This window comes from Grylomicrobium aquisgranense, from assembly GCF_033971865.1.
Taxonomy (GTDB): Bacteria; Bacillota_I; Bacilli_A; order Erysipelotrichales; family Erysipelotrichaceae; genus Bulleidia; species Bulleidia massiliensis.
Window position 1 is genome coordinate 1 of sequence record NZ_JALBUR010000001.1, and the last position, 18,698, is coordinate 18,698.

The window sequence follows — 18,698 nt, forward strand, 5'->3', positions numbered from 1 at the left end:
ACTCACGCCTAGGATGGTATCGGAGGAGTGGAATGGATGTGGTAAATTACGCTCTCAGCCCGAAAGTACTGGCCCTGCCAAGTAGGAAAACAGGTCGACCAGGACTGGTCAACCCGTTGGAATACTATCTCAATAATCGTAAGTAAATACAAACGTAGCGCCGTATACGGAAAACCGTACGTACGGTGCAACGGGAGGGTCGAGCCGCTAACGCGGCTCACTCTACCCTATTGATTCGTACGTTGAATGAGCAACCTTACATGCTATAATGATAGACGTGATTGGAGGTACCAGACGTGGCTTTAGAAAAACTGAAAAATTTTATTGCACCGGTCGAAGATGATGACGACGATGAAGATGGTGCAGATGAAGAACTGGAATACAGACAGAGTGAGGCAAAGCCGCTGAGCTCCTATGAAAAGAAACGGACAGAAGTAACCGGTGTGCCGACAAATGCTGCCATGGTTCTGTTTGAGCCGCGTTCTTTTGAAGAGGCTGAGGAAATTGCCAGACATCTGAAGGACAGAAGGGCATGTGTTGTCAATCTGCATCGTCTGCAGAGAGACTATGCGCAGCGCACCATTGATTTCCTGACAGGTGTTGTCTTTGCACTGGATGGCACGATTCAGAAGATCGGCCATAATGTGATTCTGTGCGCACCGCGCAATGTTGCCGTTGATGGGGAAATCAAGCTCGACGGCGATGATGACTGAGAAGGCTGACTATTCATCTCTGGAAGCACATCTGCATGATCTGCAGGATAAAAGTGAGCGCTGGCATACACATACATGCTCGTCTTTTCTGAATGAAGAAGAGACAGCGGCTATGCAGAAGATCTTTATGCCATCTGCTCATGTCCGCTGGTTTGGCGGCTATCCGCAGGCAAGAAAGCAAAAAGTCATTTTTCTCTTTGATGAGGAAGATGACTTTTCTGATATTGTCTGTCTGCAGGCAAAAGCAGATCAGCGCTTCCGGAAGATTTCCCATCGTGATATTCTCGGGGCACTCATGTCACTGCAGATTGATCGGCATGCCTTCGGTGATTTCTGGATCAGTGATGACTGCATCGATCTGTATACATCCACTTCCATGGCACCGTTTTTGATTGACAATCTGACCAGGATCAACCAGCTCAGTGTCCAGTTTGAACAGATTGATGATTATCCTGCCCAGGTGTTTCAGATGCGCAGCTTTACAGCCGTGGCTGCCAGTGAAAGGGCTGATGCCATCATTGCGGCAATTACGCATGTTTCCCGCTCAAAAGCGAAGGAAATGATTCATGCTGGAATGGTGCAGTTCGATCATGTTGCGCTTGATGTGCCTGATGAAGTGTGCCATAATAACGTTACGATTTCGATCCGTGGGTTCGGTCGTTTTCTGTATGAAGGATACGACCGTAAGACACATTCGGACCGGATCGTGGCAAAGTTTCAGCAGTATATCTGAGAGGTGACGATTTTGACAGCAAAAAGGCCGACATTCCGTGTGATGAAGAATGGATATGATCGTTTTGCGGTGGATGATGCTGTCGAGAAGTATGCTGCCCAGGTAGATGAGCTGGAAAAAAGAATTGCTTTGTACCAGCAGCAGGCAGCTGAGGATGCTGCCCGTCTGGATGACATGCAGAAAAAGTACAACGCAGTGCTGCAGAATATGCAGGCAAAACAGGCAGCGGCGGATGATATCGCCAGACTGTCCCTGCGGGAAGCCAATGAGATTATCTCAACTGCACAGAACAATGCGGATGAGATCATCCGTGAGGCCCTTGGCACCGCCCGTCTGATTCTGATGGACCTGTCAAGACTGTACAATTCTGCCGGTGATGTCAAGACGGACATGAAGAAGGAGCTCAGTGATCTGCAGGCAGAGCTGGATAAGTTCCAGCTGCCAAAGATGCCGGATCTGCGCTGGCTGGATGATGCAGAGAAGAAAATGCGTTGATCAGGACGCGCTTGCCTTTAGCAGCACTATAGAGAGTCTGTGGATGGTGGAAACAGACATGTGGAAAAGAGCAAGACATCACCTGTGAGCAATCGTGCATTCCGCGTTAAGGAATAAGTGAGGGCATGGCATTCTGCCATGAACTAAGGTGGTACCGCGCTGACAGCGTCCTTAGAGAATGGGACGCTTTTTTTATTGGCGTCCTCTGGAAAGGAAAGGCAAAGAATGGATTACAAAAGCACATTGAACATGCCGAACACCGACTTTGAGATGAGAGGCAATCTGGCCAGGAAAGAGCCGGTTATTCTGAAACAGTGGGAGGAAAATAACTATTACCAGGATCTGCTTGCTCATCATAAAGGGCAGAAAGCATTTGTTCTGCATGATGGTCCGCCATATGCCAATGGCAACCTGCATGCCGGTACAGCCATGAACCGTGTCATCAAGGACTTCATCAACCGCTCCCATGCGATGAGCGGTTACTATACACCGTATTTCCCCGGCTGGGATACACATGGACTGCCGATCGAGAATGCCATTCAGAAGCTTGGTGTTGACCGCAAGAAGCTTTCTCCGGCAGAATTCCGCTCCAAGTGTGAGGAATATGCCCATCAGCAGATTGCCCAGCAGATGGCAACCGAAAAGCGTCTGGGCCAGATTGCTGACTATGAGCATCCTTACATCACTCTGAAGAAGGGATTTGAAGCCAGACAGATCCGCTGCTTTGAAAAGATGGCACTGGATGGCCTGATTTTCCAGGGACTCAAACCTGTTTACTGGTCACCATATAATGAAACTGCTGTTGCGGATTCTGAAATCGTGTACCGTGATGTCAAGGACGCCACCATTTATCTGGCTTTCCAGATTGCGGATGGCAAGGGTGTTCTCGATCAGGATGACTACTATGTCATCTGGACAACCACACCGTGGACCATTCCTGCCAATGAAGCAGTCTGCTTAAATGCCGATCTGGTCTATGCCGAGGTAAAGACAGAAAAGGGCAAGCTGATCATGCTGGCAGACTTCGTTGATAAGCTGCTGGCCAAGTTCCAGTTGGAAAACCAGGGTATTCTGCGTACCTTCAAGGGGAGAGAACTGGAAGGCATTACGTATCATCACGTTGTCTTTGACAAGGAATGTCCGACACTGCTTGGTTCCCATGTCACAGCTGATGATGGTACCGGTGTTGTCCATACCGCCGGCGGCCATGGTCTGGATGACTTCAATGTATGTATGAAATACGGCATCGGCCCGATCAATACGGTCGATTCTGTCGGTAAGATGAATGAGAATGCCGGCAAGTACCAGGGCATGTTCTTCGAGGACTGCTCCAAAGCTGTCATCCATGATATGAATGAGAAGGGCTGCCTGCTGGCTGTTGAAAACATTGTCCATGCATATCCGCATGATGACCGTCTCAAGAAGAAGGTCATCTTCAGAGCTGTGAAGCAGTGGTTCTGCTCCATTGACAAGATCAAGCCGCAGCTGCTCGACCAGATTGACAACCATGTTGTCTGGCACAATTCCTTTGGTCAGAAGAGAATGCATAATATGATCCATGACCGCGGCGACTGGTGCATTTCCCGTCAGCGCCTGTGGGGTGTGCCGATTCCGATCTTCTATTGCGAAGACGGCTCTCCGATCATGGAAAAGGAAGTCTTCGAACACGTTGCAGATTTGTTCGGCCAGTATGGATCCAATGTCTGGTTTGAGCGTGAGCCAAAGGATCTTCTGCCGGAAGGCTATACAAATCCGAAGTCTCCCAATGGCATCTTCACAAAGGAAAAAGATATCATGGATGTCTGGTTTGACTCCGGATCGTCCTGGACAGAACTGGAAGACAGGGGACTGGAATTCCCTTGCGACATGTATTTTGAGGGATCAGATCAGTACCGCGGCTGGTTCAACTCTTCACTGATTGTGGCAACAGCAGTAAAGGGACGGGCACCTTACCGTGAAGTGCTCTCTCATGGCTATGTTGTTGACTCCAAGGGTGAAAAGATGTCCAAGTCTCAGGGCAATGTCGTGAATCCGATGGACATCATCAATAAGAACGGTGCTGATGTCTTCCGTCTGTGGGCAATGGTTTCCGACTTCAAGCAGGACCTTAAGCTTGGTCCAAGCAACGTCAAGCAGGTATCTGAGCAGTACCGCAAGATCAGAAATACATTCCGTTTCCTGCTCGGCAATGTGAATCCGGCTGACTTTGATCCAAAGAAGGATATGGTCGCATACCAGGATCTGGAACCTGTTGACAAGTATATCCTCGTTCTGCTGGATGATGTTGTCAGCACGGTCAGAAAAGATGTCATGGAATACGACTATGTCGCATGCGCCAAGGCACTGACCAACTTCATGGTTAATGAACTGTCCTCTTACTATTGTGACTTTACAAAGGATATCCTGTACTGTGAGGCTAAGGACAGTAAACGCAGAAGACAGGTACAGTCTGTATACTGGCTCTGTGTTGACAAGCTTGTCCGCCTGTGGGCACCATTCCTTGTCTATACAGCTGAGGAAGTATGGCAGCACTTCAACGATGACTGTGAGAAGTCTGTGCACAACACAGAGTTCCCGGCTGTTGAAAACTACGCAGACGCTGAACAGGTGAAGGCTGATGGTGCCAGACTTATGGAGCTGCGTTCCGTTGTTCTCAAGGCGCTGGAAGATGCCCGCAATGAGAAGCTGATCAAGTCCAGCCAGGAAGCAGACATTTCTTTGACAGCACCGGAAGATCTGTGCAGCCTGCTGAACCAGCAGCTGCCAGATCAGGTATCGCAGTGGCTGATTGTTTCGGCAGCTGATGTCAAGCCTGCAGATCAGGTGAGTGCAAAGGTGCAGAAAGCACAGGGTACAAAGTGCCCGCGCTGCTGGAATTACAGTCTGAATCCGGATGAAGACGGACTGTGCCCGCGCTGCCATAAGGTACTGAAGGGCTAATGAACAGGGGATGGCTGAACAACCATCCTCTTTTTCAACTATGGAAATGAATGCACAGATGTATCTGAAGAGGGCACTTGATCTGTTGAAATCCTCACTGGAACATCCTGCCTCATGGTATATGGATCTGTATGAAAAAGATCCTTCTCTGTATTCCTTTGAGACAGATGACAGGTATGCCTATATCCTGTTTGCCATTCCAGAAGAAAACTGGAAGAATCTGATCCTGCTTGTCTTTGATGGCGCACAGGTCATTGCGGATGCCAGCGGGTATCTGACAGAATTGGATGTATTGATGCAGGATGAAGACTTTCTGGATGCATGCAGCAAGGAAAGTGACTGGATGTACCTGGAAAGGCAGATCGCTGCACAAATGCTGCAGGAAAACGGCATGGAACACAGACAAGGCATGGCCTTTCTGACGGGCAGTACCTATGTCACCAGAGCATACCGGCATAAAAACATCTTTGTACAGATGCTGGATATGATTCATGCATATGCCATGGATGATCAAACAGGCAATGCATGCTATCTCCATATCCTTTCTCTGGACCCGGATATCCCATGCTATGGGCCCGATGCACTGGACCACCCATATTACTATCAATATGACAGAGATGAGCCTGTACGCAGGCAGAACGGGGCAGTCATGAGACATCTTGGCTATGAGGTGCTGCAGCTTGAAACAGAACACCCGGAAGAAAATACGGATGGTACCAAGATCTGGTTTGCCATCCGCATGGAAGAAGATCATATTGAAGATCTGCCGGCAGGAAAACAGGCACTTGCCTGAGTACAAAAAAGGACTTCGACGGAAGTCCTTTTTCAATTTGTCTTAGAAATCCAGCTTCTTGTATGCTTCCCAAGGCAGGCCCTTTCTTCCGAAGTGGCCATAGTTGGTTGTGGAAGCGTAGATCGGACGGCGCAGATTCAGCTCAGAAATGATGTTTGCAACAGAGAAGTCGAAGTTCTTGTTGATGATGTCAAGCAGCTGCTCATCTGTGTACTTGGAAGTGCCAAATGTATCAACTGTAACAGACAGCGGCTTCGGCTCGCCGATTGCATAGGAGAGCTCAAGCTGGCACTTGTGAGCCAGACCGTTGGCAACAACATTGCGGCAGACATAACGTGCATAGTATGCAGCAGAACGGTCAACCTTGGTAGGATCCTTGGAAGAGAAGCAGCCGCCGCCAATCGGCGCATATCCGCCATATGTATCAACGACAATCTTACGGCCGGTTGTGCCGGAGTCGCCCCAGGAACCACCGACAATGAAGGATCCGGAAGGGTTGATCAGATACTTGGTATTTTCATCAACCAGCTTCGGATCAACAACCGGCTTGATGACCTTCTCAATGATCAGATCACGGAGCTCAGCCTGTGTAATCTTTTCTGTATGCTGGGTGGAAACCAGAATCGTATCAACTCTCTTCAGTTTGCCATCATCATACTCAGCTGTGACCTGAGTTTTTCCATCCGGTCTCAGTCTGTCATCCTGACGGCGTACTTCCTCAAGCTTTGCAGCAAGCTTATGCGCACAGTCAATTGCAAACGGCATCAGGTCTTCGGTTTCATCATCCGCATAACCGAACATGATACCCTGGTCACCTGCGGAAATTTCATCATGTGCAACAGCATTGTTGATCTCAGGAGACTGCTTGTTAACCTTGGTCAGCACATGGTACTCTTCGTTATAGCCAATCTTCTTCATGACGCCAAGAGCAATCTTTTCATAATCGATCTTGGCAGTTGTGCCGGCTTCACCATAGACCAGAATCAGGTCATCCTTGATGGTAGCCTCAACAGCCATGTGTGCATACGGATCCTGACGAATTGCCTCATCAAGAATCGAATCTGCAATCAGATCGCAGACTTTGTCAGGATGTCCGCTTGTAACGGACTCAGAAGTAAAATAACGTTTTGCCATAAAAAAACTCCCTTTCTTTTGTTTGTCTTTTCAACGAGCTGCGGAAAGAGGATTCAGTTCTCTCTTTCTTTATCGCTGTCAGCTTTACCACCTTACCGGTGTGTCACGGCAGGCTGGTATGGGATCACAGAGCTGACTCTCTCACCCATTCTTGATAAAAGACGAGTATATTAAAGCATTCAGACTTTTGGATTTCAATGAATCTTCGTCCATATGCCTATACACATTGCCCGCTGTGTAAATCTTATGCTATAAAAACGTTCTTTTTTACGGTGAACAAATCTTAACAATAGGTTATTCATCTGGATGGTATAATGCCATATTGACAGGAGAGTATTATGAGCTGGAAGAAACTGGATCCCAATCTCAAGGCAAATATATCTGCATTTACGATCTCGGGTATTCTGATCGTTCTGTTTTATCTGATTATCAAGAATCTGCCTGCCATCGGCAATGGCATTGGCGTCATGCTCAAAGCACTGATGCCATTCCTTATTGGCATGCTGCTGGCATTGATTATGACACCTCTGCGGCGGTGGATTGAAAAGAAGGTGATGAAGAATGTGCACTGGCGGGCACGCACAAAGCGCAGGGTGGCAACACTTCTGTGCCTCATTGTTGTTCTGCTTGTACTGGCCGCATTCTTTGCCATCATCATGCCGCAGCTCATCAGCAGCTTGAAGTCCTTTGCAGAGAACCTGCAGAGCTATATCGACTCGATTGAAAAAGCACTGGATAAGCTCTCCGTATCCGATCCGGAACTGCGGGATAATATCCAGAAAATGATCCGCACTGGTTCTGATCAGCTGACATCATGGCTGACCGGGGCACAGGGCGGCCTTACCAAGATCATTTCGTTCTCTGTATCAGTCGTGAAAAACATCATCAACTTCTTCATCGGCCTGATCATCATGTTCTACCTTCTGCTGGATGAAGAGAAGTTCAAGCACCAGGTTAAGAAGCTGGTATATGGGGCATTCCCTGAAAAGGCAGGAGATGAAATCATGTATGTCGGCCGTCTGAGCGTCAGAATGTTCAACAGCTTCATTGCCGGCAAAGCCGTGGATTCACTGATCATCGGCATTGTCTGCTGGCTGGTTGTCACAATCCTGCAGATGCCATATGCACCAATGATCGGCTTTATCGTCGGTATTACTAATATGATCCCGGTATTCGGTCCTTTCATCGGTGCCATTCCATGCCTGATCATCCTGCTGATCATCAACCCATGGCAGAGCCTGGAATTCTTGATCTTCATCATCATTCTGCAGCAGATCGATGGCAATATCATTGGGCCCCATATCCTGGGAGATTCAATGGGCCTGCCAACTCTGTGGGTCATGTTTGCGATCATCGTCGGCGGCGCGCTGTTCGGTCTGGTGGGCATGTTCCTGGGCGTCCCGATCTTCTCAGTCATCTATACACTTGTGGCAAATGTCCTCAACCGCCGCATGATGGAGAATCAGATCGATCTGAATACAAAGTAACGAAAATAAATGCTCTGCGGCATCTGAAGACTTCTTCGGATACCGCAGAGTTTTTTGTGCGATTTGCGCAATCAAAAAGACCGTCGGACAGGACGGTCTTGTTTGAATGCATTTGCTCAGAGTGAGAACAGCATGTCCTGATACAGCGGCAGTTTGTAGTAGCGCGGAGAAGCAATCTTCTCATATGTATCAATAGACTTGCGCAGGTCAATCATCATCGGATTGACTTCATAATACAGTGCATAGCCGATATCGTAGGTAGAACCTTTCTTCGATACCTCATCATACTTTGCCTCAAGTGCCTTGAGCTTGCCATAGACATCATCAATCAGGCCGCCAATGGTTTCCACTCTTGTTGTAAGGTACTTCGGAGCAGCTTTGCCGCAGGCATTCAGACCTTCGGCATAAGCCTTAATCTCTTCTGACATTGCCGGCAGAACATCTTTCCTGGTCATTTCCATCAATGTTCTGACCTCAATGCCTTCGATCTGAACATACTGCTCTTCCATGATGTTGCGGTTGGCAGCAATTTCCTTCTCTGTGAAGACACCGGTCTTTGTAAACAGATCAACAACGTTCGGATCATCCAGTACTCTGGTGGATTCAATGTAGGATCTGACATTCGGCAGACCGCGTCTTGCGGCTTCCTTGATCCACTCAGCGGAATAGCCGTCGCCAGAGAACAGAATACGCTTATGATCGTGAATGATCTGACGGCAGATACCAAGTGCCTTGTCACGGATATCCTGCACATACTTCAGGCCTTCCAGCTGATCCGCAATCTCATTGATGGCCTGGGCATTGATCGTGTTGAGCACAATGTTCGGCAGAGATGCACTCATGGAAGAACCAAGCATTCTGAATTCGAACTTATTGCCCGTGAAGGCAACAGGGGAAGTACGGTTGCGGTCGGTGTTGTCATGCGGTACATAGGCAAGGCCGTTGACCGGGTTGAAATCCGGACTGGCTTCGTTCTTGCCTTTCTGAGAAGGATGTTCCTGATAAATGCTGTACAGGATGTCCTCAATGTAGCTGCCCAGATAAATGGAAATGATTGCAGGAGGAGCCTCGTTGGCACCCAGACGGAAGTCGTTGCCAGCCGAGGATGCACTCATGCGCAGCAGCACCGGATACGTATCAACTGCCTTGATGAAGGCACAGATGAAGGTCAAAAAGCGGATGTTCTCAGCAGGCTTGTCACCTGGAGAATACAGGTTCTGGCCATTGTCAGTCACAATAGAATAGTTGTTATGCTTGCCGGAACCATTGATGCCATCAAACGGCTTTTCATGCAGCAGGCAGGCAAGGCCGTGCTTCTTGGCGGTGCGGCGCAGGATATCCATGGTCAGCAGGTTCTGATCAATGGCAATGTTGCACTCGGAGAAAACCGGGGCCAGCTCGAACTGTGACGGAGCAACTTCGTTATGTTCTGTCTTGGCATAAATACCAAGCTTCCAGAGTTCCTGGTTGACGTCCTTCATGAAGGCTGCCACACGGTCCGGAATGGCACCGAAATAGTGATCGGAAAGTTCCTGACGCTTCGGTGCAGCAATGCCAAACAGTGTACGGCCGGTCAGCTTGAGATCAAGACGCTTCTCAAAGTATTCACGGTCAATCAGGAAATATTCCTGCTCAAGACCAATAGAAGGCTTGCAGAACTTGACTTCCTTGTCGCCAAAGATATTAACAAGTCTTGTTGCGGCATCAGAAACTGCCTTGACTGACTTCAGCAGCGGCTCCTTGCGGTCCAGTGCCTCGCCTGTGTAAGATACAAACACAGTCGGAATACACAGTACCTTGTCGCGGATAAATACCGGAGAGGAAACATCCCAGTAGGTGTAGCCTCTTGCTTCAAACGTGGCACGCAGACCGCCGGAAGGGAAGGAGGACGCATCAGGTTCTCCCTTGATCAGCATCTTGCCGGAGAATCTTGCAATCGGAAGATTATCCTTGCCTGGCTCCACAAAAGCATCATGCTTTTCAGCGGTGCCGCCGGTCAGCGGCTGAAACCAGTGGGTGAAATGCGTGCAGCCTTTTTCCATTGCCCAGCGCTTCATCGCATGAGCAATTGCATCAGCGGTTGCTCTGTCCAGAACACCTTCTGAAGCAACTGTCTTCTTCCATGCCTCATAGACAGGACGCGGCAGACGCTCTTCCATCTGCGTTTCGCCAAATACCATTGAACCAAATTCTTCGAATGGATGTTCCATAATCTCTCTCTCCTTTTTACTTGTACAAGCTTAATCCAAAGAAAAAAGACAGACAAGAAAAAATCAGAGAAAATGGCATATAAAATTGAAAACTGTCAGTAAAAAATGAAAAAATATTGCAGAACAGCAAAAAAATTCAAACTTTTCGCAAAAATATCAGAATTTATATCTTGCAATTCTGCAAATACTAAAAAAGAGCACTTCTGTGCTCTCGTCCTGTATCAATAATAAGAAGTCGGTGCAAGTTTGACAGCCTGTACTTCCGGCACTTCATCAACCACAAGTGCCTGTACACCCTGTGAGATATCAACTGTGGCCATCATGCAGCCGGCACATGCACCAATCATGGATACATAAGCAATACCATTGCTGTAATCCAACAGACGCAGATCGCCGCCTTCAGCCTGAATGTATGGACGGATCTTGTTCAGTGTATGCTCGATGCGTCCCATGACATCCTTCTTCTTAGCTTCTTCTTCCGGAGTCAGCGGACTGACTTCACCATTCTCAGCGCGGACATAAGCAGCCTGCTTTTCTTCCTCGCTCATTTGTTCTTCCTTTTTCTCCTCACTCATATTGCATCCTTTCAATCAGCTGATCGCCACCAGATGGAAGATCAACGCTGTCAGACAGCCCAGCAGTACGCCGCCAAAGCATTCAACCCATTTGTGGCCAAGCACTTCCTTGACCTTTGTCTGGTAGATCGGATCAATGAACCGGACATGCAGGTTATCCTGAACGTCCTTTACTAATTGTTGCGTAATCCGGATGTTTTGTCCACTGTAATACCTCACGTTGGCTGCATCATAGACAACGATGCAGGCAAAGGACAGTGTGACGGCAAAAATCGTAGAGCTGAAGTGCTCACGGATACCAACTGCCAGGGCAAGTGCCGAAACAAGTGCACTGTGTGAAGAAGGAAAGCCGCCGGAATCCTTGCAGAGTCCCCAGCGCCATTCATGATGAATGAGCCAGTAGAACAGTGGCTTTAACAATTGTGCAAGCAGTGCCGCAACGATAGCGGACCAGAAGGGATACAGCGCCGTTACTCCATATGGTTTATACATAACATCACCCGGTCTTAAGTATATCATATCTGCCCATGGTGTATAATCACTGCTGGAGAATGATATGACAGTATACAGAACAGGACAGATCGTGGAAGGCAGAGTGACCGGCATACAGCCGTATGGTGCCTTTGTAGCACTTGATTCCCATACCAGCGGTTTGATCCATATTTCCGAAATCTCAGAAGGATATGTCAGAGATGTTGAACAGTACGTTCATGTTGGCGAGACAGTGCGGGTGAAAATCATTGATTTTGATCCCCGTCAGAACCAGGCAAGATTGTCTCTGAAGGCACTTCATAAAGGAAGAGTGCGCAACCGGAAAAAGCCTGGCCTGCCCAAGGCACAGCTGCCTGTGGCCAGACTTGGCTTTACAACGATTGAGGCAAATATGCCGCGCTGGATCAAAGAAGCACAGGAATCCCATCAGGAAGAACACTCTTAAGATTTTTGCCGGGCATTGACCGTTGGTCAGGCAAGTGCTATAAATAGTTGCGTAAACAAAGGAGGCAGCAGAAAATGATTGGCTGGCTGATTCGAACAGTTATTGTAGGTATTCTGGCAGGTTATCTTGCCAATAGGATTATGCAGAAGGACAGCTCTGATGCGGGCAAGAATCTGGTTCTTGGCCTGATTGGCTCGTTTGTAGGTGCCTTGATCGGCTGGCTGATCGGACTGCGTGATACAAACATCATCGGTTCCATTATTATGGCAGTGGTTGGTGCGTGTGTGGCAACCTGGGCTGCCAGTAAGATTTCCTGATATTCAGGAAACAGGAATTGCCGCATGCTATAATATCGATGACAAGGAGGAAATATGGAAAAACTGGAGTTTAAGTTTGATACCCAGCTTCTCATCGATGGTGAAGATCTTGATGAAGATGAAATCCATGATTATATTCTGAATCACTTCAAAGGAGACTGCCTGCTGGCTGTTGGCGGCGATGGCGATCCCGTCAAGATTCACTTTCATACTAATGAGCCCTGGAAAATCCTGGAATATGGACAGTCCATCGGTGACATCTATGATGTTGTCGTTGAAAACATGCAGCGCCAGGAAGAAGGCCTCAAGGGCTGATTTCCATCACATGAAAAGACCACTCCAAAGTGGCCAATGGCGTAAACCTAAAGTTAACGGTTTACGCTATTTTTTTGTCTTTATGTCACCAGCTTTCTCATATTGGAACTTTAAATACAGTTCAAATGTAGTATATGATAATATGATTTCAAATAATTTAATTAGCTATGTTTCTGTATAATTGTAGTATAGGAAGGAGGATCTTATGTTTGTCAAAGTAGTACCTAATAACAAAGGTAGGAAGGATACTTTCTTCATCTACCTCACCGAGTCTTATCGTGACAGGAACGGAAAGGTCAGGCACCGTACCGTCCGCAGCCTTGGGCTGTTTGAGAAGGATCAGGTCCCATATATAAAAGCTGCTTTCATGGAACCTAAGCCTCGCCTCGTATACGACGGGAAGTAGTATAGAATTCTGTGGATCTGAGAGAAAAACTGGGGATCTTCTCTTCTATCCTGTGTGACCCTTCGCTCTTTGATCATGCCCGCATTATTCCCGGCTCTTTTACCAGAGAGAACGGGAAGATGCCGCTCCGAACTCTTCTTACGTATCTCATCTTCCGGCATGGAAGGACTCTTTCTGAAGACATTGCCAGGTTCTTCCCATATGTTTCTGATAAAGGAACGCCAAGCAAGCAGGCAGTGTTGAAGCGCATGAGTGTACTCAACTACACTGTCTGGCTTCAGATCCAGCGTCTTTTCCTTGAGAGGATATATCTGCCGATGAAGAAAGATCATGTCAAAGGCTATCTTCTGATCGCTATAGACGGGACGTTCGTAACACTGCCGAAATCCGATGTCCTGAATCAGTGCTTTGGCCAGCGGGAGAACACAGCCTCTAAAGAGAATTCGAAAAATCAGTCACCTCCGCAGGCAAAAGTATCGATCGCCTACGATGTGCTCAATCACGCAGTACTGGACTTTCAGGTCGATCATCAGAATGTATCAGAGATACCGCTGATGTTCAGACATCTTGAAGCACTTGAAGATATCCTGAAAGATCAGAAGATCATCATACTTGCGGACAGGTATTACGGTTCCGCAGAACTGTTCAAGTACTGTGAGATGAAAGGATATCATTATCTGATCCGTGCCAAGTCGAATTTCTTCAAGCATTACAGGGAAAAGCTGCCGCCGAACAGCCGCGATGACATTCTGAGTATAACAATGGATAAATTATGGATAGGCAGAATAATCCATGATTATATACGCATGTATGTCCAGAAACATCCGGAGCTGACTGTCCGTCTGGTGAAGGGACATTATGAATATGACCAGGAAGAGCTGACATACTGTGACAGGAAAAAGAAAAAGCATATTGAGGTCGATGCCGAATATTTCACAGACCTTGACCCTGAGGAGTTCGATACGGATGAGATCATAGGCATGTATCACAACGACAGATGGGATATTGAAACAGCCTACGATACTCTGAAGACACAGCTTGATATCGAACAGGTCAATTCTCATAATCCGATCAGTGTGATGAACGAGATCATGGCAAAGATCATTTTCTTCAACGTTGAGAATCTTGTATGGAAGGAAAGCCAGAGACAGCTGGCCAGGAGCGACTGTATCGTCAATAATAAGAACGTCATTGAAAAAGTGCACTGTGCATGGTTCATCAGTTCTTTCTGCAGTGGAAAGTTCGGCAGAGAATCAGTTGGAAAGCTGATCAGAGAGTGCAGGCGTATCAGGATTCTCATACGCCCCGACCGGCATTACAGCCGGTGGAACAAGTTCAGGATCAAGATTGATAACACACGTCACAGGATAGATGGAAGGAACAATCCGCCACTGAAAATAACAAAAGCCGGGCTGGCAACATCTAATCATTGACCAGCCGGCTCCCGTAGTATAGAGGCAGAACCCTCTAAGCAACTCAAGAATAGAACGATAAGACATGTAATGCAAGACAGTCATATGTTCAGATTCTGACAGAAAACTGGCAGACGCTTTCCTTTACGCGCATTTTTCCAGGTCAAACTACAGCAGAAAAGCTCAAAAAAAAGCGTAAACCTTCTGGCTATAGGTTTACGCCATTGACCACTCCAAAGTGGCCTTTTTTGAATGCTTAATGATGTTGGTCAAAATCATCAATGTCATCCATCAGAAACAGAAAATCTTCTTCCTTCTTCTGTTCATCTGTCAAACGATCATATCCTGAAGGCTCTTCAGCCTTCACTTTGCGTGCAGCTGCTTTTCTCTGCAGCTCTCTTTCTCTGTCTGCACGCGTTTTTCTCTTCTTCCCAAACATGTCAGTGCCTTCTTCCTATCAGATCAGAAACCATGGCGGAAATACAGACTGTCAGCCAAAGCAGGGAAGCGGCTGAGATCCAGCATGTTGGCAGCGTGGTCCTTTGTGCCTTCTTCCGCCAGATAACCGTGGAGCCAGACAGCCATGCATACAGCCTGAAATACATCATTGTTCATCGTCAGTAAACCAGCAATCATGCCAGTCAGAAGATCACCGCTGCCAGCCTGGGCAAGACCGCTGCAGCCGGACTGGTTGATATAAAGATCACCAGTTGGCGAAGCCACAATCGTATGCGGGCCCTTTAACACAAGGAACACCTTATAGTCTTTTGCAAATTGCAGGGCAAGATGAATCCGGTCATGCTGAATCACATCCACAGGCCGGTTGATCAGGGAAGAAAATTCACCAATATGCGGTGTCAGAATAACAGGCTCATGTACAAAGCGCAGAATGTAATAATTATGGTTCAGCAGGCGAATTGCTTCGGCATCCAGCACTACCGGACAATCAGCTGCCTGCAGAACAAGATCCAGAATTTCTTCCTTTTTCGGCATATTGACAGCGCCGGACCCAAAGGCAATTGCCCTTGTATCGTAAAGCAGCGGTTCAATGACCCTGTACATATCCTGATCGCCAAAAGGATGAAAGACCGGTGTCAGAAAACGGGAAGCCACAACAGGGTAGATCTCATGCGGACATACGGCATTCAGATAGGAAACACCAACCGTCTTTGCACCAATGATATTCATGCCCAGAGCGCCGGCCATGCCATAACTGCCGCCAATGACTGTCGTCTTGCCAAAGGTCCCTTTATAGGCATTCTCTTTTTTCCGGGGATACCCAGCGAAGAAGCTGTCCTCGTTCATTTCCAGAAAAGCAGAATGGTCAGGATGAGGAATGCCAAGTGACACCATGTATGCATGCTTGAACAGCTGGTGATCCTTGCGCAGCATATGAAAAGGTTTATAGCAGTCAAGGGCAATGGTCACATCAGAACGGATCGCATCCGGATCATAACGGCCGCTGTCACTCTCAGCACCGCTGTTGATGTCAATGCTGCATACATGCAGGTGCATATTGTTAATCGATGAGAACAGCTTTTTCATGCGGGCGGAAAGGGTGCCATGGAACCCAACGCCATACACACAGTCTACCAGCAGATCTGTGTGCTGTGCCGCCTGCAGGATGGCATCCGGATCCTGAAGAACATCACATGATAACAAGGTGAAGGCATCCTGCGCTTCTTTGGTGGCAGGGGCACCATCCACGCAGGCAGCCGTGACATGGAAGGCAGACCCCAGTATGCGTCCGATGACAAAACCATCACCGCCATTATTGCCTTTGCCGCATAGAAGCAGAATATTCCGACAGGCGGAAAAATGGCTGCTGATCCAGTCTGCACATGCTTTTCCAGCTGTTTCCATCAATTGTGCATTGGTAAAGCCAGATGAAGCTTCCAGCTGCCGCATTCCCCTGCTGTCGATGATCATAGATACCCCTGCCTTTTCTGCACTCATGGTAGCACGAAAAAGTAATGTTTGGCTGTATTATGTGTGATATGACCGCCTGCATGCGCGTAAAAGGGCATAAATAGTGGTAGAAAAGGGATTGCATGCAAAAAATTATGCTATAATGCAAATGGCAAGTGGTCCATAGGGAGGTGCTCATATGCCAGCGAAGAAAACAGGAGTAAAAGAAGCATCAGCAGCCGCAAAAGTTGCAGTGAAAGAACCTGCTAAAGCTGAAACGAAGACTGAAACTAAAGCTGCTGCAAAGAAGACTGCCGTGAAGAAGACTGCTGCGAAGAAGCCAGCTGCCAGAAAAACAACTGCTAAGAAGGCAGTGAAGAAGGAAACGGCCGTCCGCAAGGAAGAGGTTAAGAAGGAAGAAGTCAAGAAGACAGAACCAGTCAAGGAAGCTAAGCCTGCTGTTAACATGAAGTCTGTAAAAGATTATGAAGACATCATTAACTGGAAGAAGGGCGAAGCCAATGGTATGGACTGGCTTTATATCGAGATCAAGGCTGATGATCTTCTGACTGAAGTGGAAGCAGGACTTGATAACCTTGCTACAGTATGCCAGGCAATCCGCAACTGCATGCTGGAGGGCGATACATTCATTGTTGAGCCGAAGGGTGATACAGACGCAAACATGACAGTGCGTTATTATTGCGATAACCTGAGCCCTGAGCGTAAAAAGTATTTCCAGAACTAAGACGAACCTATGCTGGCTGATATCAGTCAGCTTTTTTATTTTGCAGAGCAGATGGCAAAGAAGCCGCATACGCCAAAGCATAAGCATAGCTCTGCCAGACCGGTGATGGCATCATATGTCACGATCAGCAGTACTGCTGCAAACAGGCAGGCAAGATACCACATCCATGCATTTCTGTTGAGATCACGCAATGCATACAGAAAATACTGCAGCAGGATAAATGCAGCCAGAGCGAGCAGAATATGCATCTGTGCTGAAAGAGACGCAGAATGTGAATATGGCATGCAGATGGCACTGACCATCAGCACTGCCAACAGGATGATCAGAAACCTTTCATGTTTTATGACAGTGTTCTTCTGCAGCATATGGATTGCATGCAGGCACAGCAGCCCGTCAAGACAGGTAATCATCAGGATTGCCGGACGCCAGGAAGGCATCTGCAGCAGTCCGGTCCAGTTGTATCTGATGGGATTGTTGAGCAGCAGAGGAAGAGCAGTGATCACAGGGACGATGATCCCGCAGAGAATCATATTTGCTTTTTTTGGTGCTGGCAGAAACGGTTTTGTCATACTATCATTCATTATATCCATTCAAAGGAGACATTATGAAGACAGTTGGCATGCAGGGAGCACATGGCACTTTCAGTGAAATGGCCGTGTATCAGTACTTTGGCAAAGACGGCATTGCGGCAAAGGGATATCGAAACTTCGTGGAAATCATGCAGGATCTGGAAAATCATGCGATTGATGATGCTGTTCTGCCGGTAGAAAATACAACGACCGGCATCATTGCGCGCACCTATGATCTGTTCAAGTACTATCATGTCCATGCCGTTGGCGAAGTACTTGTCCCGATTGTGCAGGATCTGATCACATTACCGGGTGCCTCTTTGTCTGATATCAAAGAAGTCTATTCTCATCCGGAGGCACTCTCTCAATGCCAGGGATTCTTTGAGGCACATCCTGACATTCGCTCTGTTCCTTACCAGGATACGGCAAAATCCGTGGAATATATCAAAGCCTGCAAAGATATCTCCAAGGCCGCAATCGGCTCTTCTGCTGCTTCTGCGTATTACCATCTGCCGGCATTATGCCATGCTATTCAGGATTCCAAAACAAATACGACCCGCTTTCTGGTTGTGACATGGAAGGACGATATCCCGGCAGATGCCAACAAGACGAGCCTGATGCTTGTCATCAATCATGAACCAGGCTCTTTGTACCGTGCACTTGCCTCACTGGCAGATAAACAGATCAACATGGTAAAGCTGGAAAGCAGACCGATCCCAGGCAAGATGTTCGAATATCTGTTCTATGTCGATATCATGGGGACACCGGCGGATCCTGTGGTCAAAGAGGCACTGGCGCAGATGAAGAAGTACTGCGTGGAACTCCGCAGTTTTGGCTCTTACCGTGCCGCATCTTTGTAACATTCTTTCAGAAATATCTGATTGCCTTTTCAGAAAGCCGGACTTATAATTGGCCCATGAGCAAAACATACAGAGCTTGCTTTTATTACTTTAGATAGCCCGGGCGATTGAAAGATATTGCCCGTTTCGTGATGAATCCGGCATTATCT

General features: G+C 47.6%; 20 protein-coding genes, 1 riboswitch and 1 other annotated feature. Of the genes, 13 read left to right on the plus strand and 7 right to left on the minus strand.

The features are described 5' to 3' along the window. Nucleotides 1-296: 296 nt before the first annotated feature. The 5 genes from MOZ60_RS00005 to MOZ60_RS00025 all read left to right on the plus strand — a co-directional run bounded on the left by MOZ60_RS00005 (nucleotide 297) and on the right by MOZ60_RS00025 (nucleotide 5,674). Nucleotides 297-713 (plus strand): cell division protein SepF, encoded by a 417-nt coding sequence (locus MOZ60_RS00005; protein ID WP_370595194.1) that lies wholly within the window; start codon nucleotides 297-299, stop codon nucleotides 711-713. Continuing rightward, nucleotides 679-1,446: a YlmH/Sll1252 family protein gene (locus tag MOZ60_RS00010; protein WP_370595195.1), complete on the plus strand. Its 768-nt coding sequence runs from the start codon at nucleotides 679-681 to the stop codon at nucleotides 1,444-1,446. The genes MOZ60_RS00005 and MOZ60_RS00010 overlap by 35 nt, the downstream gene beginning before the upstream one ends. A gap of 12 nt (nucleotides 1,447-1,458) precedes the next feature. Beyond that, entirely contained in the window at nucleotides 1,459-1,941 is a 483-nt protein-coding gene (locus tag MOZ60_RS00015; RefSeq protein WP_370595196.1) for a DivIVA domain-containing protein, read from the plus strand. Beyond that, nucleotides 1,929-2,117: a binding site (T-box leader), on the plus strand. (Overlaps the previous gene by 13 nt.) A 49-nt stretch (nucleotides 2,118-2,166) precedes the next feature. Beyond that, nucleotides 2,167-4,881: an isoleucine--tRNA ligase gene (gene ileS, locus MOZ60_RS00020; protein WP_370595197.1), complete on the plus strand. Its 2,715-nt coding sequence runs from the start codon at nucleotides 2,167-2,169 to the stop codon at nucleotides 4,879-4,881. A 10-nt stretch (nucleotides 4,882-4,891) separates the two neighbouring features. Further along, nucleotides 4,892-5,674, plus strand: a complete 783-nt coding sequence (locus tag MOZ60_RS00025; RefSeq protein WP_370595198.1) for a hypothetical protein — start codon at nucleotides 4,892-4,894, stop codon at nucleotides 5,672-5,674. Nucleotides 5,675-5,716: 42 nt separating this feature from the next. On the opposite strand, the gene metK is transcribed toward MOZ60_RS00025, so the two are convergent. After that, nucleotides 5,717-6,808, minus strand: a complete 1,092-nt coding sequence (gene metK, locus MOZ60_RS00030; RefSeq protein ID WP_108776048.1) for a methionine adenosyltransferase — start codon at nucleotides 6,806-6,808, stop codon at nucleotides 5,717-5,719. A 66-nt stretch (nucleotides 6,809-6,874) separates the two neighbouring features. Then, a riboswitch (SAM riboswitch) is annotated at nucleotides 6,875-6,969 on the minus strand. Between the two features lie 177 nt (nucleotides 6,970-7,146). Here metK and MOZ60_RS00035 point away from each other — a divergent pair. Then, nucleotides 7,147-8,295, plus strand: a complete 1,149-nt coding sequence (locus MOZ60_RS00035) for an AI-2E family transporter (RefSeq protein ID WP_370595199.1) — start codon at nucleotides 7,147-7,149, stop codon at nucleotides 8,293-8,295. A gap of 116 nt (nucleotides 8,296-8,411) precedes the next feature. Here MOZ60_RS00035 and MOZ60_RS00040 read toward each other — a convergent pair whose 3' ends face one another. From MOZ60_RS00040 to MOZ60_RS00050, 3 genes are all read right to left on the minus strand, one after another. Continuing rightward, a complete protein-coding gene (locus MOZ60_RS00040) occupies nucleotides 8,412-10,505 on the minus strand; it encodes a glutamine synthetase III family protein (protein ID WP_370595200.1) in 2,094 nt (697 codons plus the stop codon). 221 nt (nucleotides 10,506-10,726) lie between these two features. Further along, complete coding sequence (locus MOZ60_RS00045; protein WP_245309549.1) at nucleotides 10,727-11,080, minus strand: NifU family protein; 354 nt, start codon at nucleotides 11,078-11,080, stop codon at nucleotides 10,727-10,729. Nucleotides 11,081-11,095: 15 nt separating this feature from the next. Next, nucleotides 11,096-11,572, minus strand: a complete 477-nt coding sequence (locus tag MOZ60_RS00050; protein ID WP_108776051.1) for a divergent PAP2 family protein — start codon at nucleotides 11,570-11,572, stop codon at nucleotides 11,096-11,098. Nucleotides 11,573-11,636: 64 nt separating this feature from the next. Between MOZ60_RS00050 and MOZ60_RS00055 the strand changes: the two genes are divergently transcribed. The 5 genes from MOZ60_RS00055 (at nucleotide 11,637) to MOZ60_RS00070 (ending at nucleotide 14,488) form a co-directional block, all read left to right on the plus strand. Continuing rightward, on the plus strand, nucleotides 11,637-12,017 hold the full coding sequence (locus MOZ60_RS00055) for a CvfD/Ygs/GSP13 family RNA-binding post-transcriptional regulator (protein ID WP_277007110.1): 381 nt from the start codon (nucleotides 11,637-11,639) through the stop codon (nucleotides 12,015-12,017). 74 nt (nucleotides 12,018-12,091) lie between these two features. After that, complete coding sequence (locus MOZ60_RS00060) at nucleotides 12,092-12,334, plus strand: GlsB/YeaQ/YmgE family stress response membrane protein (RefSeq protein ID WP_108776053.1); 243 nt, start codon at nucleotides 12,092-12,094, stop codon at nucleotides 12,332-12,334. A 54-nt stretch (nucleotides 12,335-12,388) separates the two neighbouring features. Then, entirely contained in the window at nucleotides 12,389-12,649 is a 261-nt protein-coding gene (locus tag MOZ60_RS00065; protein ID WP_108776054.1) for a fatty acid kinase subunit FakA-related protein, read from the plus strand. Nucleotides 12,650-12,854: 205 nt separating this feature from the next. Continuing rightward, nucleotides 12,855-13,055, plus strand: a complete 201-nt coding sequence (locus MOZ60_RS11625) for an IS1634 family transposase N-terminal domain-related protein (RefSeq protein ID WP_108774411.1) — start codon at nucleotides 12,855-12,857, stop codon at nucleotides 13,053-13,055. A gap of 11 nt (nucleotides 13,056-13,066) precedes the next feature. Next, entirely contained in the window at nucleotides 13,067-14,488 is a 1,422-nt protein-coding gene (locus MOZ60_RS00070; RefSeq protein WP_370595201.1) for an IS4 family transposase, read from the plus strand. Nucleotides 14,489-14,723: 235 nt separating this feature from the next. Here MOZ60_RS00070 and MOZ60_RS00075 read toward each other — a convergent pair whose 3' ends face one another. Further along, the gene (locus MOZ60_RS00075; protein WP_277655232.1) at nucleotides 14,724-14,906 is read right to left on the minus strand and encodes a hypothetical protein; all 183 of its coding nucleotides are present in this window, start codon (nucleotides 14,904-14,906) and stop codon (nucleotides 14,724-14,726) included. 23 nt (nucleotides 14,907-14,929) lie between these two features. Next, nucleotides 14,930-16,396 (minus strand): NAD(P)H-hydrate dehydratase, encoded by a 1,467-nt coding sequence (locus MOZ60_RS00080; protein ID WP_370595202.1) that lies wholly within the window; start codon nucleotides 16,394-16,396, stop codon nucleotides 14,930-14,932. A gap of 178 nt (nucleotides 16,397-16,574) precedes the next feature. Here MOZ60_RS00080 and MOZ60_RS00085 point away from each other — a divergent pair, with 178 nt between their 5' ends. Continuing rightward, nucleotides 16,575-17,120, plus strand: coding sequence for a hypothetical protein (locus MOZ60_RS00085; RefSeq protein WP_370595203.1), 546 nt, complete (start codon nucleotides 16,575-16,577; stop codon nucleotides 17,118-17,120). A 35-nt stretch (nucleotides 17,121-17,155) separates the two neighbouring features. Here MOZ60_RS00085 and MOZ60_RS00090 read toward each other — a convergent pair whose 3' ends face one another. Then, nucleotides 17,156-17,689: a hypothetical protein gene (locus MOZ60_RS00090; RefSeq protein WP_370595204.1), complete on the minus strand. Its 534-nt coding sequence runs from the start codon at nucleotides 17,687-17,689 to the stop codon at nucleotides 17,156-17,158. Nucleotides 17,690-17,724: 35 nt separating this feature from the next. Between MOZ60_RS00090 and pheA the strand changes: the two genes are divergently transcribed. Continuing rightward, nucleotides 17,725-18,549 carry a prephenate dehydratase gene (gene pheA, locus MOZ60_RS00095; protein ID WP_108776058.1) on the plus strand — a complete coding sequence of 275 codons (825 nt, stop codon included), beginning with the start codon at nucleotides 17,725-17,727 and terminating at the stop codon, nucleotides 18,547-18,549. The last annotated feature ends 149 nt before the right edge of the window (nucleotides 18,550-18,698 follow it).

Excerpts from the sequence above, each read along its gene's own strand:
- MOZ60_RS00025 (WP_370595198.1), top strand. The coding sequence starts at position 4,892 with ATGGCTGAACAACCATCCTCTTTTTCAACTATGGAAATGAATGCACAG.
- MOZ60_RS00085 (WP_370595203.1), top strand. The coding sequence starts at position 16,575 with ATGCCAGCGAAGAAAACAGGAGTAAAAGAAGCATCAGCAGCCGCAAAA.
- MOZ60_RS00080 (WP_370595202.1), bottom strand. The coding sequence starts at position 16,396 with ATGATCATCGACAGCAGGGGAATGCGGCAGCTGGAAGCTTCATCTGGC.
- MOZ60_RS00075 (WP_277655232.1), bottom strand. The coding sequence starts at position 14,906 with ATGTTTGGGAAGAAGAGAAAAACGCGTGCAGACAGAGAAAGAGAGCTG.
- MOZ60_RS00040 (WP_370595200.1), bottom strand. The coding sequence starts at position 10,505 with ATGGAACATCCATTCGAAGAATTTGGTTCAATGGTATTTGGCGAAACG.
- MOZ60_RS00035 (WP_370595199.1), top strand. The coding sequence starts at position 7,147 with ATGAGCTGGAAGAAACTGGATCCCAATCTCAAGGCAAATATATCTGCA.
- MOZ60_RS00050 (WP_108776051.1), bottom strand. The coding sequence starts at position 11,572 with ATGTATAAACCATATGGAGTAACGGCGCTGTATCCCTTCTGGTCCGCT.
- ileS (WP_370595197.1), top strand. The coding sequence starts at position 2,167 with ATGGATTACAAAAGCACATTGAACATGCCGAACACCGACTTTGAGATG.
- metK (WP_108776048.1), bottom strand. The coding sequence starts at position 6,808 with ATGGCAAAACGTTATTTTACTTCTGAGTCCGTTACAAGCGGACATCCT.
- MOZ60_RS00010 (WP_370595195.1), top strand. The coding sequence starts at position 679 with ATGGGGAAATCAAGCTCGACGGCGATGATGACTGAGAAGGCTGACTAT.
- MOZ60_RS00060 (WP_108776053.1), top strand. The coding sequence starts at position 12,092 with ATGATTGGCTGGCTGATTCGAACAGTTATTGTAGGTATTCTGGCAGGT.
- MOZ60_RS00065 (WP_108776054.1), top strand. The coding sequence starts at position 12,389 with ATGGAAAAACTGGAGTTTAAGTTTGATACCCAGCTTCTCATCGATGGT.
- MOZ60_RS00055 (WP_277007110.1), top strand. The coding sequence starts at position 11,637 with ATGACAGTATACAGAACAGGACAGATCGTGGAAGGCAGAGTGACCGGC.
- MOZ60_RS11625 (WP_108774411.1), top strand. The coding sequence starts at position 12,855 with ATGTTTGTCAAAGTAGTACCTAATAACAAAGGTAGGAAGGATACTTTC.
- MOZ60_RS00090 (WP_370595204.1), bottom strand. The coding sequence starts at position 17,689 with ATGACAAAACCGTTTCTGCCAGCACCAAAAAAAGCAAATATGATTCTC.
- MOZ60_RS00045 (WP_245309549.1), bottom strand. The coding sequence starts at position 11,080 with ATGAGTGAGGAGAAAAAGGAAGAACAAATGAGCGAGGAAGAAAAGCAG.
- pheA (WP_108776058.1), top strand. The coding sequence starts at position 17,725 with ATGAAGACAGTTGGCATGCAGGGAGCACATGGCACTTTCAGTGAAATG.